The organism is Janthinobacterium sp. BJB426 (assembly GCF_002735705.1).
In the GTDB taxonomy this organism is placed as follows: domain Bacteria; phylum Pseudomonadota; class Gammaproteobacteria; order Burkholderiales; family Burkholderiaceae_D; genus Janthinobacterium.
Window position 1 is genome coordinate 350,182 of sequence record NZ_PDZL01000002.1, and the last position, 26,518, is coordinate 376,699.

Below are 26,518 nucleotides of genomic sequence, written 5' to 3' on the forward strand. Positions count from 1 at the left end.
GATTCCCTAACGGCGCAGGCGGACTTCTTCAGCCTGCGCCGCACACGCACAACGCGTAACGCCTTCGCACCTCGCACCTCCACACTTTGCTACCCACTAGCCGGCACATGCCGGCCGTCTGCGCTGCGCGCTTTTCGTGCGCCGCCCCTCAAATGCAGTTTACTTGCAATAGCATTACGCACAAGCTATTATTGCAACTCGATTGCATTTACAAGTTCACGCTGCGCCTGCGTCCAGCGCCAGCACCCCATTCCGCCTTTTTAGAGAGTCCCATGCGCCATCACGTATTCGCAGCCGCCATGCTGTCCACTGCCCCGCTCGCTTACGCGGCAGACGACGTTACCCTGCAGACCATCAAAGTCCGGGCAGACAAGCCTTCCACCATCGACAGCGTCGTGCTGGTCGAGAATACGCAAGCCCAGAACAGGACCTTGGGCGGCATGCTCGAGCATGTCTCGGGCGTGCAAAGCAGCGCCTTCGGGCCAAATGCGGGCGCACCGGTGATACGCAGCCTGAGCGGCAGCCGCGTGCAGATTCTCGAAGATGGCCAGTCCATCCTCGGCATGAATGCGCTCAGCGGCGACATCAACATCCCGTTCGATCCCCTGTTTGCGCGCAGCGTCACCGTCAACAAATCGTCCGATAGCGTGCGTTTCGGCGGCAATGCGATTGGCGGCAGCGTCGACGTCGATTCCGGCCTCGTTTCCAGGAAGATGGAAGACAAGCCGAAGGACCTGGAACTGATCCTGCGCAAGGGCTTCAACGATGCCGACGCCCAGGGCTTGCGCATGAACTTCAACGATGGGAAGCACTTCTCGACCAACCTGCAGATGTCCTTCCAGAAGATCGGACACTACGATATTCCGGGCAACAGCAAGGCCAGCGTGTGCAACAGCCAGCTGTTTCCCTTGAAGGGCGGCGTGAATACCTTTCTGGCCGACAGTTGCCAGAAAGAAGCGAGGATCCAGCAAATCTACAACAAGGCTTCGCAACCGTTTATCGACCAGTTCATGACGGAAAATCCGGACTGGGCCGATGGTGATTTTTCCTTCTATACGAATCAGCCAACATCCGTCTGGCAGCGCAAGACCTACGTCAATCCGGCCAACCCCGCTTACGTGCCGGGTACGCCGTCGACGGCGCAAAACAAGATCAACAAGGACGTGACCCCCGATTACCACGGCACGCTGGGCAACAGCTATGCCAGCAATTCCCACTTTGCCGTCGGCAGCACCTACTTTTTCGATCGCGGCTACGTGGCCGTCAGCCTCGACACCAAGAATAGCGAGTATGGCGTGCCGGGCTTTTCCATGGAAAACAAGTCGTTCGGCGCGAACTATGACGAGGGACTGCCCGTCGGCGTGGTGATACAGCAGGATAAATATGCGCTGGAAGCCCATCTTCGCGATCCCCTTGCCTATCTTGAAAGCGCACAACTGCGCGTATCCCGCTTGAACAATGCGTCGGGAGAACGTCTCGGTACGGCCAAGGCGAATGACTACCAGTTCGACACCAATCAGGCCGAACTCCTGCTGGCGCACCGGCGCGCTGGGCCCTTGAGCGGCTTGCTTGGCCTCAGCCATCAATCCCGGGAAATCACCGGCAGCGGCCCGCAGCTTTACCTGCCCGATGCGAGCACGGTCAGCAATGCCCTGTTCGTGAAGGAAAGCCTGGACTTCGACTGGGCCACCTTCGATGCCGGCTTGCGCCATGAAAAAGTCGATCACGAGATCCGCAAGAGCGGCTTCAAGACGTCGAGGAATGCCAGCAATTCCAAACTCGAGGACAAGTCGTTCAGCCTGAACAGCTATAGCCTGGGGGCGTCGGCCAAACTTGGCCAGCTTTTCGGTGCAAAGCTGCGCTATGCCGCCTCCGAAAGAGCACCCGACGTCAATGAGTTGTATGCGAGCAACCGCCACTATTCGATCATGACCCAGGAAGAAGGCAACCAGGACTTGAAGGCCGAGCGCGCGCGGAATACCGAACTCACCGCCCTGTTCGGCAATCGCGGCTTTGCCATGTCGGCAACGGGCTACGTCATGAAGTACGAGAACTATCTCTACCTTGGTCACTCGGGTGCCCAGATGGCCAATCGCCTGCCCTTGAAATATTGGAAGCAGACGGACACGACGGTCAGGGGATTCGAGATCGACGCTTCCCAGGTGATTCAGCTTGGCAGCTACGGCAAGGTGAACCTCTCCGCATTCGCCGACCTGGTCAAGAACAAGGCGGACAATCCCGACAAGCTGCGCGCGCACAACGACGGCGCATACCTGCCCAACATGCCCACCAACCGCTATGGCGCAAATGTACTGTGGGAAAACCAAGGCTGGAAGGCCAGGCTGTCCAGCACCTGGTACGACAAGCAGAAGTACCTGGGCAAGAGTGTCAGCGAGGAAGTGCCGCTCGACGGCTACACCATGGTGAACTTCCAGGTGAGCCGCGCACTGCAAGTGCCGAATTCACCGTTTGCAGGCCTCGACGTGTTCATCAGCGGCACCAACCTGCTCGATGACGATGCCCGGCCGCACAATTCTCCACTGAAATACATCGCGCCCTTGCCGGGCCGTGGCTTCCAGATTGGATTGAGCGCCAGGCTTTAAGGCACGGCGCCGTTGCGCTCCCGGTCCACCAGCGCCAGCAGGCTGTCGCCCCGGTTGCCGTCGCAGCAGATGGCCACGCCATCCGTGAAGTCGGGCGCCGTCAGCCGCGTGAGGACGCTGCCGGGCGGCATTTCCACTGCCAGCCGTGCGCCCCGCTCCCACGCCAGGCGCACGGTACTGCTCCACTGCACGCGCTGCGCCATGTTGGCGGCCAGGCTGTCGCGGATGCGGGACGGGTCGAACAGCGCGCGCGCCGCGCTGCTGCTCAGGTAGACGAGCGATGGCCGGCGCACTACCACACCATCGAAGGCGGCAGCCATGTCGCCCGCGGGGGTCTCCATCAACGGGCAATGCGACGGCACGCTGACAGCCAGGCGCTTGGCCTTGCCGGCGCCATGCGTCAGGGCCAGCGCCATCACGGCGTGCAAAGCAGGTTCGCTGCCGGCAATGGCGATCTGGCGCGGCGCGTTCAGGTTGGCGACATACACGGGCGTGGCCGCACCATGCACTTGCGCCAGCAACGGTTCGAGTTGCGCCAGATCAAGCCCGATGATGGCCGCCATGCCGTAGCCGGTGGGATACGCCTGCTCCATCAGCTGTCCGCGCCGCGCCACCAGGCGCACGGCATCGGTGAAATCCAGCGCGCCGGCGACGACGGCCGCCGCATATTCGCCGATGGAAAAGCCGGCCACCATGTCCGGCAGCGCGCCGCGCGCCGCCAGCGAACGCGCCATGGCCACCCCCGCGATCAGCAAGCACAGTTGCACGGCCCGCGTCGACGCCAGCGCGGCAGCCGTGTCCAGCGCCAAGGGATCGTGGCCCAGCACGTCCGCCGCTTCCGCCAGGGCCGCCGCCACGACGCCATCATCCGGCAGCGCATGCAGCATGCCCGGAGTCTGGGCGCCCTGGCCGGGAAAGGTAAATAACACGCTCATGCAAGCTCCCATGGCGTGGCCGTCAGCACGGGACCGTGGTCCGTTTTCAGCAAGACCTTGGCCCGCCCCGCCGCCCACTCGGCATACGCAAAACCGCCACGGCCCGTGTCGATCTGCAGGTCCAGCCGACACGCCGTGACGGTCGCCGCGATGGCGCGCAGGGCCTCGGCCTGGTCGGCGTCCGGCGGCGCGGCGATGCGCAGCACGAGATCGAGGTCACTGTCGGCGCGCAGCACGGGCAAGCTGCTCGCCAGCGCAAAGCCCACGCCGCCAGTCGGGCCCCAGGCCCAGCCAGTGGCGTCCAGCAGCGGCACCACCTGCCGCAACGCGTCGAGCGCAGCGCAGGAACAATCAGGCACTGGCGTATGCGCCAGCATTTCCGGCGTCACGCGGCGCACGACGGCGGCGGCATCCACTTCGCACGCATGCCGCTCGCTGCGCAGCATGCCGCGCAAGCCCACGGGAATGCGCCCGGGCGCCGTGCTGGCGCGCCGCACCACCACCGGTGCGGCCCGCAGCCACGCGGCGTCGGCCCAGGCGGGCAAGGATGCGTCGTCCGGCAAGCCGTCCAGCCACAGCAAATCATGCGCGCGCCAGGCTTCCATCAGGCCACCACCGCCTTGACGGCAAAGAACAGCAACGATGGTCCCAGCAAGCAGCCCAGGCCCGTATGAAAGGTGGCGACCAGCGCGCCGTACGGCACCAGTTTGCGGTCGGTGGCGGCCAGGCCCGCCGAGACGCCGCTGACCGTCCCGGCCAGGCCGCCGAAGACCATGGCCGAACGCGGCGTTTTCAGGCGCAAAAAGCGTGCCGCGGCGGGCGTGCCCACCATCACCAGGATGGCCTTGATGAGGCCCGCCGCGATGCTCAGGGCCATGACGTCCGAGCTGGCGCCGATGGCCGCACCCGTGACGGGGCCGACGATGTACGTGACGGCGCCGGCGCCGATGGTGGTCATGCTGACGGCGTCCGAATAGCCAAACGCGTACGCGACGCCGGCGCCGACGAGGAACGGCAGCACCACGCCCAGCATCAGCGCCACGACGCCGATCAGGCCTGCCTTGCGCGCTTCCGTCGCCTGCACTTCGAAGGCCGTGGCGACGATGGCGAAATCGCGCAGCATGGCGCCGCCCATCAGGCCGATGCCGCCGAACAGCGACAAATCGGCCAGGCCCTTGTGGCCGCCGCTATGCACGCCGCCCCAGTAAGCGAGGCCCAGACCGATCACGATGGCAATGGCCGAACCGTGCACGCGGCCCAGGGTCAGGTACTTCGACAGCGCCACCGACAGCAGCATGATCAGGCCGACAAAGGCGAAGGCCGTCACCAGGCCATTGTGGATGGCGGCTTTTTCAAAGAGCTCAAGCATGACGGTGCTCCTTCATCAACATCGACTCGGCTTCGGCGGCGGCGATGGCGGCCGGGCTTTCCATACGATTAATCAGCGAGATCACGGCGCCGCAAACGAGCACGGAACCGATGGCGGCCAGCACGGCCACCGGCCCGCCGCGCAGCGCCGCCACCACATCCTGCTGCGCCGCCATCGCCACCACCACGGGAATATACATGGCGCCCCAGTATTCAACGCCCCGTTCCGTCATCTGCGGCAGCCATGCGCGGCGCTGCATGTAGAGCCGGGCGCAGATCAATAGCAGCATGGCGATGCCCACGCCGCCCACGTTGGTCTTGACGCCCATCAGCTGCCCGAGCAGGTCGCCCAGGAAGATGCCGAGCAAGTGGCATAAGGCCAGCAGTGCAGTTCCGTAAATGATCATGATTGTCTCCGTTATAGGAATAGGAATGACTTGGTGTCTTCTCTGTTGTTTCACCTACCACTGCTGCCCCAGCACCTCCCTGACTTTTGCCGACGCCTGGCGGTGCGGCGCGCCCAGGCGGCTGGACAGGTCGCGCTGCGGATCGGCGCGGATGTCACTAAGGGCTGCCTGCAGGCAGGCGTTGACGGCGGCCGTGTCCTGCGCCGACGGATCGTCCGGCTGCGCCACCTGCAAGGTTTGCCACAGCAGGCCCAGGGTGGCGTAGTTGCCAATGTCGTAGGCCATCGGCGCGATACTTGCGGCCAGCGCTTCGAGCGCCGCCACGGTGCGCAGGGTGATGCGCGCTGCCGAGGCCTTGCCCATCGCATGCACCATCACTTGCGGATCGTCGAGCGCGATCAGGCGGTTGGCCTGGTAGCCGTGCGCGAGGAAGGCGCCCGACATGGCCTTGCCGACGATCAGGCCGATCACGGGATGGCCAGCCAGGCGCGCCTCGGCATACGCCCCCGCCGCGCCGGCCAGCGCCTGGTGGATGCCGTACGCTTCCTCGCGCCGGCCATACGCCTGGCTGGCCACGTCGATGACGGCGACGATGGGCCGTTTCACGGCCAGGTCACGGTCCTCAAGTACCACCTGCTGCACGGCGCGCGCCAGCTGCCACGCTTCGACCAGGCCGACCTCACCCGTACGGGCGCGCGTAAACCGGTTGTCCGGGTCGGGCAGCACGGCGAGGTAGCGCGCAGTTTCTCCGGCCAGCGGAGCGTCGACCACGCGCACGGAAGGCGGGTAGCCGTCCAGCGGCGCAGCGTTATTCGTGAGTGCCGCCAGCCAGACGGCGCCCCGGCTCGTATCGGTGATGGCGTTCATGCTGCGACTCCTTTGCTGTAGATCAAACGGACGGCTTCCGGCGTGGCTTGCACACTGGCGTCGACGTCGGCCAGGCGCGCCAGGTAGCCTTCCGCCTGATCGCTGCGGTGCTGTGGCGGCAAACCGCGTGCGAACAATGCGGCCACGGCGGCGCGCATCTGCGCCGTGTCGTCTTCCACATAGGCGTCGGCCAGGCCGCTCTTGAAACGCTGCTCGCCGCCCGTCAGACTCCAGATGAACGGTTTGTTGCGCGAGTCGAATTCGTCCACGCCCGCCTCCTGTTCGATCACGGCGGGGCCGTTGAGACCCAGGCGCGCCTCTCGCGTGACGACCAGATAGCTGCACAGGCCCGCCGCGATCGACATGCCGCCGTAGCAGCCGACGGTGCCGGCCGTGACGCCGATCACGGGCTGGTAGCGACGCAGGTCGACGATGGCGGCATGGATGTCGGCGATGGCAGCGAGGCCCAGGTTGGCTTCCTGCAGGCGCACGCCGCCCGTTTCGAACAGGATCACGGCCCGCGTCGGCACTCCCTGGCGGTTGTCACGCGCCGCCAGTTCCAGCGCGCCGGCGATTTTCGCGCCGCCCACCTCGCCCATGCTGCCGCCCTGATAGGCGCCTTCGATGGCCAGCACCACGGCCGGCTGGCCGTCAAACAGGCCCTTGGCCAGCACCACGCCATCGTCAGCCTGCGCAGTGACACCTTGTTGCGGCAGCCAGGGCGAAGCGATGCCGCAGAACGGGTCGAGCAGTTCGCGCATGCTGCCTGCGTCCAGCAAGGCCCTGGCCCGGCTGCGCGCTCCGCCTTCGATGAAGCTGTCGCGCTCCAGCAGTTGTTGTAATGTGCTCATGCCGTCCTCCCCGCTTGCAATTCTTCGTAGGCTTGCTCGATGCGCATGCGCACCACGCCCGGCGTGGCGCCGCAATCGTTGATGACGATGCGCGCCGCCGGCAGCGGCTCGCCCCCGAATACGCGCTGCAGGAGCGCATCCCACACGGCGCCCTTGCCATCGACGGAGGTGTTGACGACGATGCGGGTCACGCCATCGTCGCCTGGCTGCAGCAGCACTTCCAGGTCACCCGAGCCGACGACGCCGGCCAGGGCGCGGCTAGACGCCGGCGGCCCGGCCGGGAATGTATAGTCACGCGTTTCCATGCGCTTCTCCTTGTGTCAATCGGTCGAGGAACAGGGTCGCGGCCAGCAGATCGGCCGCGCCGCCCGGCGACACGCCGCGCGCCAGCGCCACCGCTTCCAGCGCCAGCAGCGCCTCGGTACCGGCGGCAGTGGCCACGCCGCCGGCCGCCAGCACGCGCGCCGCCCCTGCCTGTAATGCCAGTAGGGCCGTCTCGCCGCCGCGCGACAGCACGCAGGTGTCATCGAGCTGACTGACTATCGCCAGCAAGGCGTTCAGGCGCGCCGTCGTCTCGTTGTCACCGCGTGCCCGCGAGGCGTGCAAGGCCGGCAATCCGGCGCCTGTCACCAGCGGAAAGCCGGCCCGGGCCTGGCCCCGTGCGCCATCGACCTGGTACTGGCGGCACGCCAGCTCGCCCTTGTTGCCGGTGGCGCCAGGCGCGTCGCGGTCATGCAAACGGGCCAGCGCGCCGGCCCGCGCCGCCACGGCTGTTGGCGCCAGCGACGCGCCGCGCGCGCCCTGTTGCGCCGCCGCCGTCACCAGGAGTCCCAGCGCCCAGATGGCGCCCCGGTGCGTGTTCACGCCACCCGTGGCCGCCAGCATGAGCGCCTCGCCATCGCGGCCGATGGCACCGATGCGCTGGCGCAGCAGATCGTCATCTTCACTCTGCGCGCCAGCGCCGGCCATGGCGGCAAACACGGGCTGCAGCACGCAGGCCGAATGGCACATCAGGGCCCAGTTCAAGTCCGTGTGGGCGCCACGGCTGCGCAAATCAACCAGGCCGGGTTTCGGTGTCAGGGTCACTTCATCGAGCAGCGCCTGCAGCACTTGCCGTCCCAGCGCGGCAGAACGTATCTGCACTGGCCTTATCATCATTGTGCTCATTGCAATCATTACCAGCTCCTGAATTTGGCGGGTGGTTGATACAGGCCGTCGGACCATTCGACCAGGTCGGCGATGCTTTTCGCCGCCAGCAGCGAGCGGTTCGCAGCGCCGCGCTGCACGCCGATATCCTCGGGCAGCGCGATCAGGCCATCGGCGCGCAATTTCGCTGTCGTCTTCGGGTCGTGGCGCAGGCCGATGGGCGTCACGCCGGCGACCGCCGCCAGCATGGCCTTGCGCTCTTCGAGCGAGCGGGCCTTGTACAGGTAGGCGATGCCCTCTTCCGTCAGCACGTGGGTGACGTCGTCGCCATAAATCATCACGGGCGCCAGCGGCATGCCGCTGGCCTGGCCCACTGCGACGGCGTCGAGCGATTCGACGATCGTCGGCTGGCCGCCATCCTGGAACGTCTCGACCATCTGCACCACCAGCTTCTTGCCGCGCGCCAGCGGGTCGTCCGTCTCGATCAAGTCCAGCCAGGCCGGCGTCGGGTGGCGCCGGCCATGCGGGTCGTGGCCCATGTTGGGCGCGCCGCCGAAGCCGGCCAGGCGGCCATTCGTCACGGTCGACGAGTTGCCCAGGCCATCCATCTGCAGGGTGGCGCCGATGAACAGGTCGACCGCGTACTGGCCCGCCAGCTGGCACAGGGCGCGGTTCGAACGCATCGAACCGTCGCGGCCCGTAAAGAACACGTCGGGCCGCGCGGCCGCATAGCTTTCCATGCCCAGCTCCGCGCCGAAGCAGTGCACGCTCTCGACCCAGCCCGTCTCGATGGCGGGGATCAGGGTCGGGTGGGGATTGAGCACCCAGTTGCGGCAAATCTTGCCCTTCAAGCCCAGCTGCTCGCCATAGGTGGGCAAAATCAGCTCGATGGCGGCCGTATTGAAGCCGATGCCGTGATTGAGCGACTGCACCTGGTGTTTTTCGTACACGCCGCGGATCGCCATCATGGCCATCAGCACGTGCACGGGCTTGATCACGCGCGGGTCGCGGGTAAACAGCGGCTCGATGAAAAATGGTTTGTCGGACTGCACGACAAAATCGATCCACGAGCCGGGCACGTCGACCCGCGGCAAGTCGCTGACATCGTCGACGATCTGGTTCACCTGGGCGATGACGATGCCGTCGCGGAAGGCGGCCGATTCCACCAAAGTCGGCGTGTCCTCGGTGCTGGGACCCGTGTACAGATTGCCCTGGCGGTCGGCCATGTAGCCGGCCACCATGACGACGTTGGGCGTGAGGTCGACGAACAGGCGCGCATACAGTTCGATATACGTGTGGATGGCGCCCACTTCCAGCAAGCCATCCTGCAGAAACTGGGCGATGCGCAGGCTTTGCGTGCCGGCAAACGAAAAATCGAGCTTGCGGGCGATACCCCGCTCGAACAGGTCCAGGTGTTCGGGCAGGCTGACGCTGGGCATGATCAGGTGCAGATGGTGGATCTTGTCGGGGTTGACCTGGGTCAGCATGCGGGCGAGGAAATCGGCCTGCTTCTGGTTATTGCCTTCGAGGACGACGCGGTCGCCCGGCGCAAGCAGGGCTTCCAGCACGGCGACCATGTCGCCCTGTTGCAGAACGGGGCCGCTGGCGTACTGGCGCACGGCTTCCAGGCGGCGGCGCTTCTCGGTGCGCCGCGTGTCCCATTGTTTTTGCCGCTGCCGTGGCGCTGCTGTGGCGGTTGACATCTTGCCTCCGAATTAAGCTATCGAAGCCTGACGATAGTGCGAAAACGCAGCCGCGACAATCAACCTGCTACCATGTTCATTACTCTGAAGTTAATGAACTCCCGTTAAAAAGGGTATCCATGACCATCAACGAAGAAATCACCCTGAAAAAGCTGGAAGTGTTTCTCAGCTTTATGGAATTGAACAACCTGGCAAGGGTGGCCGATGCGCTGGGCCAGAGCACGGTCAGCGTGCACCGCGCCCTGCACTCGCTGGAAGACGGCTTGCGCTGCCCCCTGTTCAAGCGCGAGGGGCGCAGCCTGATCCCGCTGCATGCGGCCTACACCTTTGCCGAATCGGCGCGGCGCGCGCTGGCCGAGTGCGAGGAAGGCGTGCGCAAGGTGCGCGAAATGTCAGGCATCAATCCCGTGCGGCTGAAGATCGGCTCGCTGTATTCCCTGACCCTGCACTGCATCCCGCAGCTGGTGATCGCCCTGAAGCTGCGCCGGCCCGGCCTGGACATCGACCTGACCCTGGGCTCGAACCGCGAACTGCTGCAAAGCCTCGCCGATGGACGTTTGGACGCCATCATCGTCGGCGTGCAGGAAGAAGAACAGCATGCCGGGCTGGTGGCCGTGCCCCTGTTCCAGGACGACGTCTACCTGGCCGCACCGCTAGACTCGCCCTATGCGGGGGCCGCGTCGGTGGACTTGCAGCAGCTGCGCAACGATAAATTCGTCACCCTCAACGAGGGCTTCGTCACCTCGCAAAGCTTCAACCACGCGTTTGACCTGGCGGGATTCGTGCCAGACACGGCCATGCGGGTCGGCGACATCTTCTCGCTGATCAACCTGGTCAGCGGCGGCATAGGCTACAGCCTGCTGCCCGGCCGGGTGCGCGCCTTCAGCTCGCGCATCGAACTGATTCCGCTGGACGCGCGCTACGGCTCGCACCAGCAGATTACCCTGCTGATGCTCAGCAGCCGCGAGCGCGACCCGAATTTGCTGGCGCTGGCGGCGGAGTGCCGCCTGTATGGGCGTGGCGAGCGCGCAACTGGCAGCTGAAATGGAGTCGCAGGAGCGCCGCGAGCATGCCTGTATCAACTCAAGTTGGAAAATCTCCGCGCATATAGGTTTTCCAGAGATTGTCGATAAAGTCGATCTCGACTTTATTCTGGCATGCCTGCGCAATCAGACCCATATCGTCCGACACGTAGCCAGCAAGGTCGGAATTTTCAGTGACTTGATATACTTTCTTGAATGCTACCTCCCTGATCTCCTTCACCAGGGCGCCTTCAGCTGGACAAGATGAGGTCACTTTTTCGTAGCTGGCACACCATGCGCCGTCAAACTCAACAGAATCCCTGGTGCACAATGCAGCATCCCAGTCAGTATCTTTCTGGAAAATAGTCTCAAGAAAAATGCTGTCATTTATTGTCGCTAAAATGTCGTTTTCGATCGTCATCTCGATATTTCATATTGATTAGTGCGGATGCCATTCGGCATTTCGTATTCCTGCGCACCAAGGCGGGTGATGACCTGGCGCGTAATGACACGGTACGATTAAATCGCGCTATCCCAAGGCGCCGACAAGCGCACGGCGCAGTTGATGAGGCCCACCATCGAATACGTCTGCGGGAAATTGCCCCACATTTCGCCCGTCACCGGATGCGTGTCTTCGGACAGCAGGCCCAGGTGGTTGCGCGCCATTAACATTGTTTCGAAGATTTGGCGCGCTTCGTCCTTCCTGCCGATGCGCGCCAGGGCGTCGATGCGCCAGAAGGTGCAGATGTTGAAGGCGGTCTCGGGCTTGCCGAAGTCGTCGGGGGCTTCGTAGCGGCGCATGTAGGGGCCGTCGCACAGCGATGCTTCCAGCGCATCGACTGTCGCGATGAAACGGGGGTCCATAGGGTCGATGAAGTTGACTTCCGCCATCAGCAGGACGGACGCGTCGAGGTCGCGCCCGCCCAGGCTTTCGGCAAAGGCCTGGCGCTCCTCGCTCCACGCTTCGCGCAGCAGGCGCTCGCGGATCAGCACGGCGCGGCTGTTCCAGTGGTCGGCGCGGTCCGGCAAGCCCAGTTTATGGGCAACCTTGGCCAGGCGGTCGCAGGCGGCCCAGCTCATCAGCATGGACGAGGTGTGGACTCTTGCCCGCGTGCGCAGCTCCCACATGCCCGCGTCCGGTTCCGCGTGCAATCTGAAGGCCTGATCGCCCACGGCTTCCAGTGCGGCAAACTCGGCCTTGCCGGCCCGGTGGAACAGGCGGTGGTCAAGAAACGCTTGCGCCGCGCCCAGGACGATGTTGCCGTAGACATCGTGCTGGAAATGTTCCTGCGCCTGGTTGCCCACGCGCACGGGGCCGTTGCCGCGGTAGCCGGGCAAATGGTCGAGCGTCGATTCCGGCAACTGCTCTTCCAGGCCGATGCCGTACAGGGGCTGGATGTGGCCGCCCTTCGAGCGGGCGACGATATTCGTCAGCCAGCGCAAATACTCTTCCATCGTGCCCACTTCGGACAAACTATTGAGTGCGCGCACGACAAAGAAGGCGTCGCGCAGCCAGCAGTAGCGGTAATCCCAGTTGCGGCTGCTGCCGGGCGCTTCAGGGATGCTCGTCGTCATGGCAGCGATGATGGCGCCCGTGTCTTCATATAAAGACAGTTTTAACGTGATGGCCGCGCGGATGACCACGTCCTGCCATTCCAGCGGCACGGCCAGGCGACGCGTGTAGGTGCGCCAATAATTGATGGTTTCCTTTTCGAAGATGCGCGCCGTCTCGTCGATGCCGCCGGCCAGGGTTTCATCGGGGCCCAGCAGGAAGTTGGCGGTGCCTCCCAGCACGAAATACGTTTCGCTCAGCACATAGTTGAGCGACACATCGGTGTTCAGGCGCAAGGTCTGCTCCGGTCCCACGTAGCGGATGTGGTGGCTGCCCTGCGTGATCTGCGGCGCCAGCTTGCCCCAGTCGTAGCGGGGGCGCAGGCGCACGCGGATGCGCACGGCATGATCGAGCGGGCGCACGCGGCGGATCAGCATCAGCGGGCGGAACATGCGGTCGCGGCTGAGGAACCGGGGCGCGAAATCCGTGATTTCCACGCCGCGCCCCTGCGTGTCGTACAGCCGCGTGCGCAGCACGGCCGTGCTCGGCTCGTAGAACTGCTCGCTGCGGGCAAAGTTTTCAATGTCGATGGCCCACACGCTGCCGTTTTCCGTGGCGTCCAGCAGGCCGTTGAAGACCGGGTCGCCATCGAAACGGGGCAGGCACGACCAGACGACTTGCCCCGCCTGGTCGATCAGGGCGCTGAAGGCGCAATTGCCCACCACGCCACAGTTGAGGGATGCTTGCGCGGGCACGCCGCCGGGGGTGTCAGAAGCTTGTTCAGTGGATATGGTCATCGGCTACTCCTTGAAAGGGGATACGGACGCGGCCAGCAGCGCGGCGCGCAAGGCGCGCGGGCTGGCCAGGCGCAGGGTGGCGGCGCTGGGGCCGCTGCCCACTTTCACGCCCTGCCCGCCTGCTTGTTGTACAAAGGCAAAGCCTGCCTCGTCGGTGGTGTCATCGCCCGCGAACACGGGCCGGCGGCCGGCGAATGGCGCCTCCACCATGAAGGCGGCGATGGCGCCACCCTTGTCCGTGGCGGCCGGCTTGGCTTCCAGGACCATTTTGCCATGCAACAGCAATACCCCCGGGCACGCTTGCACGGCCGCCGACATTTCCTGCGCGCACAATTGCCCGAGTTCCGGCGCCAGCCGGTAATGCAGGGCCACGGCGCCGCGCTTGTGTTCCACCAGCAAGCCGGGATATATCGCCGCCAGCGCCCGGGCGCGGGCCAGCACGGGCGAGACGTCGGGCGTGGCCGCCACATGCAGCACGCCATCGGCATCGCGCCGCTCCACGCCATGCACGCCGGCAACCGGCAGGGTCAAGGGCGCCAGCATGGCGTCGATCTGGGTGATGGGACGGCCGGAAATGAGGGCCAGCGCGCCGCCGTGGCGCTCGGCCAGCAGCGCCAGCGCTTCGACCACGCCCCCTTCCAGGCGCACGCCGTCGGGCGTGGAAGCCAGGTCGACCAGGGTGCCGTCGAAGTCGAGGAAAACGGCGCTGCCGGGCGTGCTCAGCAATTGCAACAGAGCCGCGCTATCGTCAGGTGTATCGTCCATCAGATCCCCTTGCGCCGCTTGATGCGGCTGTGGGCGTCGATCTTGGTCATGACCTTGTCGCGCTGGCGCAAACGGGCCGCGTCCAGCAGCATGCGCCCGGCCCAGCGGTAGACATTGAAATGTTTGACTCTCGCCCGCATGCTTTTCATGCGCTCGCGCTGCTCCACGGGCGGCATCACGAGGGCGCGGTACAGGGCGTCGGCGCCCTGCTCGATGTGGTAGGGGTTGATGATCAACGCTTCATGCAGCTCGCGCGCGGCGCCCGTGAATTGGCTCAGCACCAGCACGCCCAGCTCGTCGTCGCGGGCGGCGATGAATTCCTTGGCCACCAGATTCATGCCGTCATGCAAGCTCGTCACCATGCACACTTCGGAAGCGCGGAAATAGCGCTGCAAATCGTCCTGGCCATGGTGTTCGGCTTTCAGCAGGATGGGCACATAGTCTCCGCTGCCGAAGCGGCGGTTGATGCGCTCGACCATCTTGCGCACCCGGGCGTCGAAACTTTGGTATTCATCGAGCGAAGCGCGGCTCGGGGCGGCAATTTGCACGAATGTAAAATTGCCCACCATGCCAGGCTGCTGTTCCAGCATGCGCTCGACGGCCTGGAAGCGCTCGACGATGCCTTTGGTGTAGTCGAGGCGGTCCACGCCGATGCCCAGCAAGTGGTCGGGCGCCACGCCCAGTTCGCTGCGAATCTGTGCGCGGCACGTGGCCACGTCAGGCTGGTCCGGGTTGTCTTCCGGCCAGGCGATGGAAATCGGATAATCCTCGACCTGCGTCATCTCGCCACCATAGGAAATCGTCGATGCTTCCGGCTCGATGCGGGTTTCCAGGTAGCGATCCACCGTTTCGAGGAAATTCTTGCGGTGGAATGGAGTGTGGAAGCCGAGAATCGTACTGCCCAGCAAGCCGTCGAGGATTTCTTCGCGCCAAGGGCAAATGCCGAACGATTCCGAATTCGGCCAGGGGATATGCCAGAAAGTAATAATCGTCGCCTTCGGCAAGGCTTCGCGCACCATGCGCGGCAGCAAGGCGAAATGGTAATCCTGCACCAGCACGACGGGGTTGTCCGTCTTCGCTTCGGCGATGACGGCGTCGGCGAAGCGCCGGTTGACTTTCACGTACTGTTCCCAATCGGACGAGCGGAACACGGGGCGCACGTGGGCGATATGGCACAGCGGCCACATGCCTTCATTGGCGAAACCATAATAGTAGCCCTGCTCTTCCTCGTCCGTCAGCCACACGCGGCGCAAGGTATAGCTGGGGTTGTCGGGCGGCACGGGCACGTGGTCGAGTTTATCGACCGTCTCGCGGTCGGCGGAACCGGCGCCATGCGCGATCCACGTGCCGGAACAGGCGCGCATCACGGCTTCCACGGCCGTCACCAGGCCGCTGGCCGGGCGCTGCACCGCTATTCCATCTTCCGTTTTGGTGTGGATATACGGCTCGCGGTTCGACACCACCAGCACCTGGTCGCCCTGCAAGTCCGCCTCCAGCAAGGCGCGCAGCTTGTCCGGCGTCCAGTCGGACGACCAGCCGTTATCGCCCTGGCGTTCCAGGTGGTATTCCTGCAGCAATTCGCGCAAGTCGCCGATCAGCGGCTGCATTTCCGGCGGCGGCGCGGGCGCGGCGGCGGGTGCGGCAGCGGCCACTGCACCATTACTTTTCGGCAGCAACTCGCCCCGTAAAATATCCTTGACGGCCGCCAGCCAGCCGCGCCAGCTCAGGTGCGCCACGAACACGGTCATCAGGGAAATCAGCACGGCCAGCACGGCCAGGAAGGCAAAGATAAAACGTTTGGTATCGGTATTGCGGCGTTCGACAAAGCTCATGTCCTGCACCAGCACCAGGCGGCCCAGCTGGGACGCATCCTGCATCACGGGCGTTTCGCTGAGGTGGACTTGCCCTTGCGGCAATTGCGCCAGGGATTTGTACAGGCCACCCGTGGGAGGCGTGCTCCAGCAGCCGATGGAGGCCGGGTATTGCGCGGATTGGTACAGCAAGTGGCCCGCGTTGTCGCAAAAGCCGATGGCGATCAGGCGTTCGTCGCGCGTGGCGCCCTGGAACAGTTCGCTGATGCGGGTGGCGTCTTGCGCGGGCAGGTATTCGGTGAGCGAGGGCCGGAGGGTTCCAGCGAGCAATTCGGCCCGGCTGTCGAGGTCGCGCACGTACCAGCGCAGGGTGATATTGTCGAGCAGGGGTACTACGATATAAGCAAACAATCCCAGCACCAGGGCCAGTGGCAGGATGAAGCGCAAGGACATTCGGAGTGATCGTACTATCATCGTTTTCCTTTGCAAAAACAAAAAACATGGCAAGTATGACTATGTTTCCACTACGGCGACGCCCGTTTGCTTTCCGTATTGAAACGTCAACGTGGCATGGCGCAGCGCAGCAATTTTTTCCAGTATCCACCTTGTTCCAAGTCTTATCCGTTCGGCAACGCACGTCCCCGCGACGTCATCTGCACGTAAAATAGCCGCTTCCGACATCCATTTCACTAATTTCAAGGAGTTTTCGCCTATGGATCTCAGCACGTTTCACTCGCTGATGGGAGGCCCGCTGCGCTCGGCGCTGACCGTGCTCGTTTCCGCCCTGCTCGTCACCCTGGTCGCCATCGGCGTGCACCGGGCCGGCATCGGTTTGCTGAAAAGACTGGCCAATGGCCACCCGCTGGCCAGCAACGTCGCGCGCGTGGCTTTCCGCGCCAGCCAGCTGTGCATGATCGTCTTCGGCCTGCGCATGGTGCTGGCCAGCGCGCCCGACGACACGCCGGGTCTGGTTGCCATGTCGCACCTGGCCAGCGTGGCGCTGATCATCGCGCTGACCTGGCTGGCCATGCAATGCATCGAATCGCTCAGCATCACGATTTCCCAGATCAATCCCGTCGACGCGGCCGACAACCTGCGCGCGCGGCGCCGTATCACCCAGGCCCGCGTGCTCACGCGCAGCGCGCACGCCATCGTCGTCCTGCTGGGCCTGTCCTTCGTGCTGCTGACCTTGCCCGGTGCGCGGCAGATCGGCGCCAGCCTGCTGGCCTCGGCCGGCGTGGCGGGCCTGGTGGCCGGTATCGCCGCCCGCCCCGTGCTCGGTAATTTCATTGCAGGCCTGCAAATTGCGTTTTCTCAACCCATTCGCATCGACGACGTGCTGATCGTCAATGGCGAATGGGGCACGGTCGAGGAAATCAAGGGCACCTATGTGGTCGTGCGCGTTTGGGACGAGCGCCGCCTGATCGTGCCGCTGCAGTGGTTCATTGAAAATCCGTTCGAGAACTGGACGCATACTTCCTCGGACATCCTGGGCACGGTGTTCCTGTGGCTGGACTTCAGCGTCCCGATCGAGCCCCTGCGCGCAGAGCTGACACGCATCTGCGAGTCCGCCAAGCAATGGGACGGCCGTGTCTGCACCGTGCAGGCGACGGATTCGAACGAGCGGGCCGTGCGCGTGCGCTTTCTCATCAGTGCGCGGGATTCGGGCACGGCCTTCGAATTGCGCTGCCTCGTGCGCGAGCAGATGCTGGCCTTCATCACCACCCACTACCCGCACAGCCTGCCCCGCTTGCGCTCCACGCACGACCCCATCGAGCTGCACGCCATGCAGGCGCAGAACGACAGCGTGTCGCTGTACAAAGTGTAAAGAAACCTGCGGCGCGCTGCCCTCGTCCGCGCGCCGCTACAATGGTTCGCATGAGCACCACCGCCTGGTTCATCCTGATCGGCTGCCTGATGCTGGCGCGTGGCCTGGGCGCCGACGGCATCGCGCGCCTGCCCTTGACTTCGGCCATGGCGTACCTGGGCGTGGGCCTGCTGCTGGGGCCCATGTTCCTCGGCCTGTTTGCCTTCGACCTGGTGCAGCAGGCGCCACTGCTGGAAACCCTGACGGAAATCGCCGTCCTCATCTCCCTGTTTTCCGCCGGCGTCAAGATGCCCGTGCCGTTCAGCCTGGCCCGCTGGCTGCCGTCGCTGCGCCTGGCGTGGCTGTCGATGGCCATCTCCGTGGCCCTGGTGGCGGCCTTTGCGTGCCTGGTGCTGGGCTTGCCCCTGGGCGCGGGCGTGCTGCTGGGCGCCATCCTCGCGCCCACCGACCCCGTGCTGGCCACCGACGTGCAGCTGCGCCATGCGGGCGACAGCGAGCAATTGCGCTTCATGCTGACCAGCGAAGCGGGCATGAACGATGGCAGCGGCTTTCCCTTCGTCATGCTGGGCCTGGGCTTGCTGGGCCTGCATGAGCTGGGGCCGCATGGCGCCACTTGGCTGTGGCGCGACTTGCTCTGGGCCAGCGCGGGCGCCATCGCCCTGGGCGCGGCTGGCGGCTCGCTGCTGGCCTGGCTGGGCTGGCAGGTGCGCGCCAAGGAACCGAAACACGCCATGCTGGACGATCTGGCGGCCCTGGGCTTGATCGCCCTCGTGTATGGCCTGACCACGTGGCTGCACGCGTGGGGCTTCTTGGCCGTCTTCTTTGCCGGCGTGGTCTTGCGCCAGACGGAACTGCGCCTCGCTGGCGCGCCGAAAGACCGGCAAGGCTTGCTGCAGGCCGAGGAAACGCATGCCGTGTCCGCCACCAGGCCGCACGACAGCGACGTGACGCTGACCGTCAGCGGCGAATCGCTCGTCTTCAAGGAACACCTGGAACGCCTGTCCGAACTGACCCTGGTGCTGTTGCTTGGCGGCGCCGTCACGGCCGCCGCCTGGAGCTGGCAGGCGTGGAGCGTGGCGCTGTTCCTGTTGCTGGTGGCGCGCCCGGCCAGCGTGATGCTCGGTTTGCTGGCCTCGGGCACCAGCGTGCGCCTGCGCGGGCTGGCCGCCTGGTTCGGCGTGCGCGGCATCGGCTCGCTGTACTACCTCAGCTATGCAATCGCACACGGCTTGCCGCGCGGCCTGGCGCGCGAACTGGCCGACATCACCCTGGTCGTCGTCATCCTCTCCATCGTCGCGCACGGCCTGACGGTCAAGCCCTTGCTGGAACGCTATTGGCGCAAATAACGGGTGCAAATAAGCGCCGGCATTCCCCTTTGTCATTGCTGCACAGCAATGTTTTGTCAATTGCCCCTATGGCGGGCGGAAATATTGTTAAGATAATTAAAAATGGCAAAAGAGAGAATCAATGAAACGAAGAAGCGTGCTGGGACTGGGCGTCTCACTGGCCCTGCTGCAAACGGGCTGCGCCACCGATCCGGCCAGGCTGGCGTGGGAAACGGAATTTGACGGCTTCATGCGCGATGGCCTGGCCCGCACGGAAACGCCGGGCATGAGCGTGGCCGTGGTGCGCGGCGAACAGACCATTTTCGCGCGCGGCTATGGCTGGGCCGACATCCAGGCCGGCAAGAAGGCCGATGCCAACACGGTATTCCATGTCGCTTCCGTCAGCAAGCTCGTCACGGCCACGGCCGTCATGATGCTGCTGGAACAGGGCGCCTTCCAGCTCGACGACAAGGTGGCGGCCTACCTGGACTTCCCGCTCATGCATCCGAAGTTTCCCGATGTGCCCATCACCTTTCGCCATTTGCTCAGCCACACCTCGGGCATTTCCGACGCCGTGTACGAAAAGACGACGACGTTTGCCGTGCAGGGCGACCCGCGATTGCCGCTGCGCGACTTCGTCAAGGGTTATTTGTCGCGCGGCGGCGCCTGGTATGACGCGGATGTGTCGTTTGCGGCCCGTCCCGGCACGGAATGGCGCTACAGCAATGTCGGCATCGCCCTGCTCGGCTATCTGGTAAGCCGCTTGAATCCCGATGGCCTCGACGCCTTTGCGCACGAGCACCTGTTCGAACCGCTGGGCATGGACAATACGGCGTGGAATTTGGCCGGCTTGCCGCGGCGCGCCGTCGTCGCCCAGCCGTATGCGCACAAGGAACCGGGCCTGCAAGTGCTGCCGCCCGTCGGCTATCCGGACTGGCCGGCCGGCCTGCTGCGCAGCTCGGCGCATGACTTTGCCCGTTTCCTGGCCATCTTCAGCAATAACGGCCGGGTCGACGGTCACCGCTACCTGCAAGATGCCACCCTGCAATTGTTTTTTGCCCCGCAAGCGGCCCCAGTCGTGCCCGCCGACTCATCCGTGCGGCAAGCCCTGGTGTGGCTGCTGCGCGACATCGACGCCAAGCCGCTGGCCACGCACAGTGGCGGCGATCCGGGCGCCGCGTCTGTTGTCTGCGTCGACCGCGCCAGCAAGACGGCCGTGCTGGCCTTCGCCAACGTCAGCGCCGACAAGGAGTTTCGTTCATTCCAGAAAGAAGTCGTGCTGCGCCTGCTGGCTCATGGCGGCAGCGGCGCGCTGGCGGCAAAGAAACCCTAGGCGCCGAACCAGCCGCGCAGTTTCTCGGCGGCACGCTCCTTGACCTCGGCCGTGATGTAGGTGGCGACCGTGGCGACGGCTGCCGCCAGCACGGCCAGGTCATCCGCATAGCCGACGACGGGCGTGATGTCGGGAATCGCGTCGATGGGCGAAATGAAATAGCCGAGCGCGCCGTAAATGGCCGTCTTGGCCCACAGCGGGGTATTCGGCTGCTGCGCCGCGTAGTACAGCCACAGGGCTTTTTCGATGACTTCGCGTCCCGCCGTCTTGGCGAACTTGACGACCTTGTCCCAGAAGCTGTCATCCGTGTATTTCTTTTCATACTGCTTGTCGGCTTGGGGGGCGTGGTCTTCTTCCAGATTCTTTTTTCTGCCAAACATCTGCTGCTCCTGTCTGCCGCGCACGGCGTTACGAATGCGCACCTTAGCATAACGGCGCGCCGGGCGCGCGGCCTGCAAGGTAAGCTATCACCATGGAAATATCCGCCACCACCACGGCCCGCGCCGCCGGCCTGCGCTACACGGGCGACCATCAAAGCGGCATCGCCCGATCAGGCAAGCCCGGCAAGTTCCGCTACCGCGACGCTGACGGCCAGTTCCTGCGCGATGCCAGTGCCTTGACGCGCATCAAGGCACTGGCCATTCCGCCGGCCTGGACGGACGTGTGGATCTGTCCGCACGCGAACGGCCACCTGCAGGCGACGGGGCGCGACGCGCGGGGCCGCAAGCAGTACCGCTACCATGCGCGCTGGCGCCAGGTGCGCGACGACGTGAAATATGAACGCATGCTCAGCTTTGGCAACGCCCTGCCCGCCATCCGCGCCGCCGTCGCGCACGGCATGCAGTTGCCCGGTTTGCCCCGCGAAAAAGTGCTGGCCACCATCGTCCATCTGCTGGAATTGACGATGATGCGCATCGGCAACGAGGAATATGCACGCACGAACAAATCGTTCGGCCTGACCACCCTGCGCACGCGCCATGTGCAGGTCGACGGCAGCGCCGTGGCCTTCCACTTCAAGGGCAAGAGCGGCGTGCGCCACGATATCCGTCTGAGCGACCGGCGCCTGGCCAGGGTGCTGCAGCGCATGCGCGAACTGCCGGGGCAGGAACTGTTTCAATATGTGGATGAGCACGGCGAGCGCCACGGCGTCGATTCGGGCGAGGTCAACGATTACCTGCGCGAGGTGACGGGCGAAGACTACACGGCCAAGGATTTCCGCACCTGGTCCGGCACCTTGCTGGCCGCGCTGGCCTTGCGGGCGTTCGAACAGGTCGATTCCGAGGCGCAAGCGAAGAAAAACATCGTGCAGGCGATCGAGTCGGTGGCAAAAAAGCTGGGCAACACGCCGACGATCTGCCGCAAGTGCTATGTGCACCCGGCCGTGCTGGAATCGTATCTGGATGGCAGTTTATTGGACGGCATGCGCGCGCGGGCGCAGGAACAGTTACGGGAAGAGCTGCCGGCGCTGGCGCCGGAAGAAGCGGCCGTGCTGGCCTTGCTGCAGCAGCGGCTGCAGGCTGGCGTCAAGCCTGGCGGCCAGGCTGGCAGTACGCAGACAGTTTGAGGGCGTCGCTGCTGCAGATGGGCAAGGCGCCATGGCCAGCCTCGCGCGCCACGGGCGCCGGCACGGCATCGCTGGCTGGCGCCTCGCCCGTACTCATCCAGGTGGCCGCCAGGGTCGAGAAAATAAACAGGCAGATCAGCAGGAACGGCTTGTTCAAGTGAAAAAACTGGTCTGGCTTTTGCATCGCATACTCCGTCGGACTGGTTGGCTGTTGCAGCATGGACACGATCATCGCGTGTTTCCGCAAGGCATACAATCAGACAGTTTCGACAAGACGGGTAGGACAGCGCTGACAGGCTCAGCCATGGCGTCCCGTGTCGGCAGATTTGACACCGGCTCCGGCCCATATCAGTCAAACCCTTGTTTTTACAGCACAAGTTATACGGGAACGCTTCCTGCTTGACCTCTTGCCTGGGCACGCTTGGCGCCAGTCAACGGGGGAACGATCATGAGCTTTATCAAACACGCGCTGCTGGCGCTGCTGTTATGCGCGATGTCTGCCGCGCATGCCACCAGCATCGGCTACACGGCGACATCGCTGGGCGGCACGCAGTGGCGCTACGACTATACCGTCAGCAATACTACGCTGGCCGTGCCCATCGAGGAATTCACCTTGTTCTTCAGCGTGGGCCAGTATGCCAACCTGCACAGCGTCTCCACGGCACCCGGCTGGGATGTGCTGCTGGTGCAGCCCGATCCCGCCATCCCCGCCAGCGGCTACTTCGACGCGCTGGCGCTGGCCGGCGGCATCAATCCTGGCGCCACGTCCACGGGCTTTTCCGTCACCTTCGATTACCTGGGCGCGGGCAGCCCCGGCGCCCAGCCGTTTTCCATCCTCGACCCCGTTACCTTCATTGAGGTCGAGGCGGGCATCACGCAGCCGGCCGCCGTCACCCTGCCCTCCACCCCATGGCTGCTGCTGGCGGGCGTACTGGCCGTGGCCTGCCTGCGGCGCCGGCAATTGGCGGGCGCCGCACTGGCCCCATTGCTGGCACTCACCCTGTGCGCCTGCGGCGGGCCGAACGATCCTGCGCAGCCGCCTGCGCCGAAGGTCATGCTGGCCACCGCTCAGGCCGCCGGGGACTTCGAAGTGACCTTGCTGGAAAAAGTGGCCGAACAGCGCGTCAACCGCACGGCCTGGGACTATACCTACCGCGTGCACATCCGCAACAATGGCAGCGAAGCGGCCAGCAATGTGCAAGCCGTGCTGGCCAGCGCGCCTGCAGGCTGCACCATCATCGATGGCGAGGTGCAGGCCGGCAGCATCGACGCGGGCGCCACCGTCACGCCCGCTGACACCATCACCGTGCGCATCGAGCGCAGCATCGCCTTCCAGAGCGCGGCCCTGACGTGGACCTTCAGCACCGGCGCCGGCATCGAACTCGATCCCGCGCGGCCCGCGCAGGTGGTCGTGCTATCGCTGGCCGCACTGGGTTTTACGGACGGCGCCGACAGCGTCAAGGCCAGCGGCGCCGTCACGGACGTGCTGCTGCAGGACGGCAGCCTGCGCTTTTCCACGCCCGGCGACACGGGCGTGGACCAGCACGCGCAATTTTCCCTCAGCAAGGGCGGCAAGGTCACCACCCTGCACCTGCTGATCCAGACGGAGCTGCCCACGGCCGTGGAAACCTATGTGGAACCGGACGACGACGGCAACGTGCCCGCCACGGCGCCCGTGCTGGCCATCACGGGGCTGGGGCCGAACAACCGGTTGCAGCCGGGCGCCCTGGGATTGCGCCTGGTGGACGCCGCCCCCATGGCCCTACAGGACGACAGCGACGGCCTGCTGTCCAGCCCGGATGGCCTGGCCATCAGCCTGAAGACCTACTGGACGTTCGATGCGGCCAGCGGCACCTTCAGCATCGGCGCCACGGCCATGCAGCAATTGCTGGCATCCTTGCCCAACGGCAGCTACGACCTGAACCTCAATTTCGTCTCGCAGGATGGTGAATTCACGGCCAGCTATGCCTTGATCGTCATCAAGTCCGGCATCGTGCTGCAGGGACAGTTGCGCACGCCGGCGGGCGGCAATGCCACGGGACTGGCAGGCAAGAAAATGTTATTGGCGGGCTACAACAACCACCAGCGCCAGGTGGCCGTGGTCGACGCCACGGGCGCCTTCCACTTCGATGGCGTGCTGCCCGATACCTACCAGCTGACCTTGAACGACCTCGTCCACCCGAACGTGGTCAGCGTCAGCGCCGTCGTGTTTGAGAACAGCAGCAATGTCAACGTCGGCATCGTGTATCCGTACGGAACCGGCCTGGCTCAGCGCAGTGCGGCACAGACGTATGTGGCGGGCAACGTGACGCAGGATGGCGCCGGGCCGCCCTCGCGCGAGGTGCCCGCCGGCTCCCGCGCCATGGGCGACGTCACCCCGCAGGATGACGAGGGCAGCAAGACGTTCACGGCCACGGCGGCCGCGCAAAACCAGACCATCACGACGCCCGTCGCCTTCACGGTGCCCAAGGGCACGAAAAACGTGGGCGTGAAAATCACCGTCAGCACGGCCGAGTACCCCACCTACACGACTGCGCAAAGCCAGTACAACGACACCTGGTCCTACGCCGTGACGGGCCTGCCCGGCGTCAATCTGGCCGCCACGGGCGCCGTCAACCAGACGCATTACACGCAGGGCACCATCGTCAGGACGGAGTGTGTCGATGTCAGCAAGCAGACCCAGGCTGGAGCCTTGAGCCTGGGCGGCAACGTCAGCGCGACGAATATCGGCGACAGCGCCCTGGCCACCGTGACGACGGTGGAACTGAGCCTTGCGTGCAAGGGATTGAAAGTGACGCAGGCGAAATTCCTCTCGCCCAACAATGCCGCCCGCCCCGTGTTGCAGCCGATCAAGCTGACGGGCAATCTGGCAGGGCCGTATGTGTCCGTCTCGCAAGGAGCGGCCACGGCCACGCACACCTTGCCGCTGGAATTGCACTACACGCCGGCGGCGGCCACGATTACGGAAGTCAATATCGGCATATCGTCCGGCGGCGGCGATCCCGCCTTCAGCACCGGGAATTTATTGTCCCAGACCAACACCAAGACTGCCGGCACAGTGAAATTTCCCAGCCTGGTACTGCCCGCCTTTGCCGGCGCCAAGCTCGACAAGAAGGCCGTCGTCACGGTGCGCCTGAAGGGCCGCATCGACAATGTCGATGCCAGCTCCGACCCGGCCGAAGGGGGGCAAGTGGAGTTCAAGGGCGCCACGGCCTACATCCCCCTGTACCTGGCCGACAACGAGGCGGCGCTGGCGGTGCGGCGCTACGGCACGCGCGATGCGGGCGGCGATTCGTGGGCCACGCGCCTGGCCATCGCCTGGCTGGCCGGCAAGCCCTACCGCTTCGACGACATCAGCGGCCAGCACGTGACGCAGACGGCGTCGGGCCGCTCCATCCTCGGCCACAGCGGCCACAGCGATGGCCAGCAGATCGACTTGCGCTACGCGGATGGCGCGGGCGGCTACACGGACGCCTTGGGCGGCCAGAACGATGGCGCCGCCATTCACCAGCTGATCAATGCCGCGAAGGCGGAAGTGGTGGCCAACCCCGCGCAAAAGCCGAAACTGGCCGCCCTGCTGGCGTGGATCGCGGCGAACCGGGCCATGCTGGCCCAGGAAGCGGCGCCGGCCAGCACGCGCGTCATCTACATCGGCCCCAGCTTCGTCAAGCTGGCCCTCGTCGACGGACGTTTTTCCGCCGCCCCGACCGACCATATCCCCGGCGCTGGCACCTGGACCAAGCCGGCAAAGGTACACATCGAGGCGGGACACCTGAGCCACTGGCACATCAGCATCACAGCCCATCCGTAAGCAAGGTCAGGCGGGCAGATCGGACAGTTCCAGCTCCGAAAAGCCCGCCCGGCGCCGCGCTTCCAGGTTGAACGGGCCCCGCAGGGTGGGCGCTTCATAGCGCAGCGCCAGCTCCGCATACGTGGCGCGCAATTCCAGGCCCCTTTGATCGCACAGGTAGCCATACCAGCGGTTGCCGATCTCGACGTGCCCCACTTCATCGCGCAGGATGATGTCGAGGATGGCGGCGGCGGCCATGTCGCCCGCCTGGGCCAGCTTGGCGCGCAGCGGCGGAATCGCGTCCAGCCCCCGCGCTTCCAGGGTGCGCGGCACCAGCGCCATGCGCGCCAGCACGTCGCCGCGCGTCTTGTCGACCATTTCCCACAGGCTGTCGTGGCCGGGGAAGTCGCCATACGTGTGACCCAGCACCTGCAGGTGTGCCTGCAGCATGGCAAAGTGCGTGGCTTCCTCTTTCGCCACGCGCAGCCAGTCCGCGTAGTATTCAGCGGGCAGGTCCGGGAAGCGCCACAGCGCGTCGAGCGCCAAATTCATCGCATTGAATTCGATATGCGCCAGCGCGTGAACCAGCATGGCGCGCCCTTCCGGCGTGATCATCGAACGCCGTCCCACCAGACGCGGCGGCACCAGTTCCGGACGCTGGGGACGGCCCGGCACGGCGCCGGTCGGCGCCAGCGGCGCCTGCGCATCGAGCGCAAGCTGCGCTTCGGCCATGGCCGCCACCATTGCCACCTTCGTTGCCGGGTCCGGTTCGAGCAGGCAGGCGAGCGCATAGGTGCGCAATTCCTGTGGTGGTATTGGGGTCAGTGGAGGTGGCTGCATGGGACTGCTTT

The 26,518-nt window shown here is 65.0% G+C and carries 23 protein-coding genes; 7 read left to right on the top strand and 16 right to left on the bottom strand.

Annotation, left to right across the window (positions count from 1 at the left end; translation table 11 throughout):
* The first annotated feature begins 272 nt into the window (after nucleotides 1-272).
* Nucleotides 273-2,603, top strand: coding sequence for a TonB-dependent receptor (locus CSQ93_RS04580; protein ID WP_099376954.1), 2,331 nt, complete (start codon nucleotides 273-275; stop codon nucleotides 2,601-2,603).
* On the opposite strand, the gene mdcH is transcribed toward CSQ93_RS04580, so the two are convergent.
* From mdcH to mdcA, 9 genes are read right to left on the bottom strand one after another with little or no spacing between them, the layout of a single operon-like run.
* Entirely contained in the window at nucleotides 2,600-3,538 is a 939-nt protein-coding gene (gene mdcH / locus CSQ93_RS04585; RefSeq protein ID WP_099376955.1) for a malonate decarboxylase subunit epsilon, read from the bottom strand. The two genes, CSQ93_RS04580 and mdcH, sit on opposite strands and share 4 nt — an antisense overlap.
* Nucleotides 3,535-4,143 (bottom strand): malonate decarboxylase holo-ACP synthase, encoded by a 609-nt coding sequence (locus tag CSQ93_RS04590; protein ID WP_099376956.1) that lies wholly within the window; start codon nucleotides 4,141-4,143, stop codon nucleotides 3,535-3,537. The genes mdcH and CSQ93_RS04590 overlap by 4 nt, the downstream gene beginning before the upstream one ends.
* The gene (madM, locus tag CSQ93_RS04595; RefSeq protein WP_035818466.1) at nucleotides 4,143-4,907 is read right to left on the bottom strand and encodes a malonate transporter subunit MadM; all 765 of its coding nucleotides are present in this window, start codon (nucleotides 4,905-4,907) and stop codon (nucleotides 4,143-4,145) included. Before madM ends, CSQ93_RS04590 begins: the two co-directional genes overlap by 1 nt.
* Entirely contained in the window at nucleotides 4,900-5,313 is a 414-nt protein-coding gene (gene madL / locus CSQ93_RS04600; RefSeq protein WP_099376957.1) for a malonate transporter subunit MadL, read from the bottom strand. Before madL ends, madM begins: the two co-directional genes overlap by 8 nt.
* Nucleotides 5,314-5,367: 54 nt before the next feature.
* The gene (mdcE, locus tag CSQ93_RS04605) at nucleotides 5,368-6,180 is read right to left on the bottom strand and encodes a biotin-independent malonate decarboxylase subunit gamma (RefSeq protein ID WP_099376958.1); all 813 of its coding nucleotides are present in this window, start codon (nucleotides 6,178-6,180) and stop codon (nucleotides 5,368-5,370) included.
* Entirely contained in the window at nucleotides 6,177-7,031 is an 855-nt protein-coding gene (locus CSQ93_RS04610; protein WP_099376959.1) for a biotin-independent malonate decarboxylase subunit beta, read from the bottom strand. The genes mdcE and CSQ93_RS04610 overlap by 4 nt, the downstream gene beginning before the upstream one ends.
* Nucleotides 7,028-7,336: a malonate decarboxylase subunit delta gene (locus CSQ93_RS04615; RefSeq protein ID WP_035818456.1), complete on the bottom strand. Its 309-nt coding sequence runs from the start codon at nucleotides 7,334-7,336 to the stop codon at nucleotides 7,028-7,030. The genes CSQ93_RS04610 and CSQ93_RS04615 overlap by 4 nt, the downstream gene beginning before the upstream one ends.
* Nucleotides 7,323-8,189, bottom strand: a complete 867-nt coding sequence (locus tag CSQ93_RS04620; RefSeq protein ID WP_233516039.1) for a triphosphoribosyl-dephospho-CoA synthase — start codon at nucleotides 8,187-8,189, stop codon at nucleotides 7,323-7,325. The genes CSQ93_RS04615 and CSQ93_RS04620 overlap by 14 nt, the downstream gene beginning before the upstream one ends.
* A 17-nt stretch (nucleotides 8,190-8,206) precedes the next feature.
* Complete coding sequence (gene mdcA, locus CSQ93_RS04625; protein ID WP_099376961.1) at nucleotides 8,207-9,880, bottom strand: malonate decarboxylase subunit alpha; 1,674 nt, start codon at nucleotides 9,878-9,880, stop codon at nucleotides 8,207-8,209.
* A gap of 119 nt (nucleotides 9,881-9,999) precedes the next feature.
* Here mdcA and CSQ93_RS04630 point away from each other — a divergent pair, with 119 nt between their 5' ends.
* Complete coding sequence (locus tag CSQ93_RS04630; RefSeq protein WP_099376962.1) at nucleotides 10,000-10,923, top strand: LysR family transcriptional regulator; 924 nt, start codon at nucleotides 10,000-10,002, stop codon at nucleotides 10,921-10,923.
* 40 nt (nucleotides 10,924-10,963) lie between these two features.
* Here the strand turns inward: CSQ93_RS04630 and CSQ93_RS04635 are convergent, their stop codons facing one another.
* The 4 genes from CSQ93_RS04635 to CSQ93_RS04650 form a co-directional block, all read right to left on the bottom strand.
* Nucleotides 10,964-11,323 carry a hypothetical protein gene (locus CSQ93_RS04635; RefSeq protein ID WP_099376963.1) on the bottom strand — a complete coding sequence of 120 codons (360 nt, stop codon included), beginning with the start codon at nucleotides 11,321-11,323 and terminating at the stop codon, nucleotides 10,964-10,966.
* A gap of 98 nt (nucleotides 11,324-11,421) precedes the next feature.
* Nucleotides 11,422-13,251 (bottom strand): glycoside hydrolase family 15 protein, encoded by a 1,830-nt coding sequence (locus CSQ93_RS04640; RefSeq protein ID WP_099376964.1) that lies wholly within the window; start codon nucleotides 13,249-13,251, stop codon nucleotides 11,422-11,424.
* A gap of 3 nt (nucleotides 13,252-13,254) precedes the next feature.
* Nucleotides 13,255-14,016 (bottom strand): trehalose-phosphatase, encoded by a 762-nt coding sequence (gene otsB, locus CSQ93_RS04645; protein WP_099376965.1) that lies wholly within the window; start codon nucleotides 14,014-14,016, stop codon nucleotides 13,255-13,257.
* Nucleotides 14,016-16,301 carry an alpha,alpha-trehalose-phosphate synthase (UDP-forming) gene (locus CSQ93_RS04650; RefSeq protein ID WP_199534253.1) on the bottom strand — a complete coding sequence of 762 codons (2,286 nt, stop codon included), beginning with the start codon at nucleotides 16,299-16,301 and terminating at the stop codon, nucleotides 14,016-14,018. The genes otsB and CSQ93_RS04650 overlap by 1 nt, the downstream gene beginning before the upstream one ends.
* Nucleotides 16,302-16,539: 238 nt before the next feature.
* On the opposite strand from CSQ93_RS04650, the gene CSQ93_RS04655 reads away from it, so the two are divergent.
* The 3 genes from CSQ93_RS04655 (at nucleotide 16,540) to CSQ93_RS04665 (ending at nucleotide 20,313) form a co-directional block, all read left to right on the top strand.
* Nucleotides 16,540-17,655: a mechanosensitive ion channel family protein gene (locus tag CSQ93_RS04655; RefSeq protein WP_099376967.1), complete on the top strand. Its 1,116-nt coding sequence runs from the start codon at nucleotides 16,540-16,542 to the stop codon at nucleotides 17,653-17,655.
* Between the two features lie 50 nt (nucleotides 17,656-17,705).
* On the top strand, nucleotides 17,706-19,001 hold the full coding sequence (locus CSQ93_RS04660; protein WP_099376968.1) for a cation:proton antiporter: 1,296 nt from the start codon (nucleotides 17,706-17,708) through the stop codon (nucleotides 18,999-19,001).
* A 121-nt stretch (nucleotides 19,002-19,122) separates the two neighbouring features.
* Nucleotides 19,123-20,313, top strand: coding sequence for a serine hydrolase domain-containing protein (locus CSQ93_RS04665; RefSeq protein ID WP_099376969.1), 1,191 nt, complete (start codon nucleotides 19,123-19,125; stop codon nucleotides 20,311-20,313).
* Here CSQ93_RS04665 and CSQ93_RS04670 read toward each other — a convergent pair.
* A complete protein-coding gene (locus CSQ93_RS04670) occupies nucleotides 20,310-20,693 on the bottom strand; it encodes a YkvA family protein (RefSeq protein ID WP_046685558.1) in 384 nt (127 codons plus the stop codon). The genes CSQ93_RS04665 and CSQ93_RS04670 overlap by 4 nt on opposite strands.
* Nucleotides 20,694-20,785: 92 nt before the next feature.
* On the opposite strand from CSQ93_RS04670, the gene CSQ93_RS04675 reads away from it, so the two are divergent.
* On the top strand, nucleotides 20,786-21,877 hold the full coding sequence (locus CSQ93_RS04675) for a DNA topoisomerase IB (protein ID WP_099376970.1): 1,092 nt from the start codon (nucleotides 20,786-20,788) through the stop codon (nucleotides 21,875-21,877).
* Here the strand turns inward: CSQ93_RS04675 and CSQ93_RS04680 are convergent.
* A complete protein-coding gene (locus tag CSQ93_RS04680) occupies nucleotides 21,837-22,061 on the bottom strand; it encodes a hypothetical protein (protein ID WP_158301116.1) in 225 nt (74 codons plus the stop codon). The genes CSQ93_RS04675 and CSQ93_RS04680 overlap by 41 nt on opposite strands.
* A gap of 264 nt (nucleotides 22,062-22,325) precedes the next feature.
* Here CSQ93_RS04680 and CSQ93_RS04685 point away from each other — a divergent pair, with 264 nt between their 5' ends.
* On the top strand, nucleotides 22,326-25,688 hold the full coding sequence (locus CSQ93_RS04685; protein ID WP_099376972.1) for a hypothetical protein: 3,363 nt from the start codon (nucleotides 22,326-22,328) through the stop codon (nucleotides 25,686-25,688).
* Between the two features lie 6 nt (nucleotides 25,689-25,694).
* Here the strand turns inward: CSQ93_RS04685 and CSQ93_RS04690 are convergent, their stop codons facing one another.
* On the bottom strand, nucleotides 25,695-26,507 hold the full coding sequence (locus CSQ93_RS04690; RefSeq protein ID WP_099376973.1) for a ferritin-like domain-containing protein: 813 nt from the start codon (nucleotides 26,505-26,507) through the stop codon (nucleotides 25,695-25,697).
* Nucleotides 26,508-26,518 lie beyond the last annotated feature (11 nt).